At 34.6% G+C, this 534-nt stretch carries 1 protein-coding gene; it reads right to left on the reverse strand.

Features of this window, described 5'->3' with window-relative positions; genetic code table 11:
- Positions 1 to 534 (reverse strand): Rgg family transcriptional regulator (locus tag ACLUXO_RS10215; RefSeq protein WP_459539854.1); only part of this gene is annotated, 534 nt, incomplete at both ends.

Genomic DNA, 534 nt, shown 5'->3' on the forward strand with positions numbered 1-534 from the left:
CGTTTCACCTAAGATACTAAAAACTTGGACAGCTTTCGTCATTTTTACAAGCCCTTCTTGGTCGCCTTTTGTAAACTCAAAATATCCTGTCGTATAAAGAAAAACGGTTTGTTCGTAGTAATTTAATTCGTTGTTTAACAGCTGTTCTATTTCTTGAATCAAGTACTCGCAATTTGCGAATTCTTTTAAATCGATGCTCATGGTTAGGCAATTTATAGCCAGTTGCGTTACTAAGCGCTTATTGTTTTTATTTAGTGAGGAATAGGTAGAATTTTTCAGAAGCTCTTTTGTCAAAAGGAAGAAAGAACTGTATTGAATTGTTTCCACGCAATTTCCTAGCAAGGTTATTTCGTAGTAGCCCCATTTTTCCACCTTAAATAAATAGTCAATTAGCTGCTGCATCTCTTCTTTAGTTGGGCAGACGTTATTATTCAGTGTGTGAACAATCGATTTCACCATCGTCTTTTCAAAAGAATTCAACTTAAAATCAGAATTAGTAGACAACAAATTCATAATAGCAGCAGTATTTTGCGC

Source organism: Lactobacillus delbrueckii subsp. bulgaricus (genome assembly GCF_046938665.1).
GTDB lineage: Bacteria > Bacillota > Bacilli > Lactobacillales > Lactobacillaceae > Lactobacillus > Lactobacillus delbrueckii_C.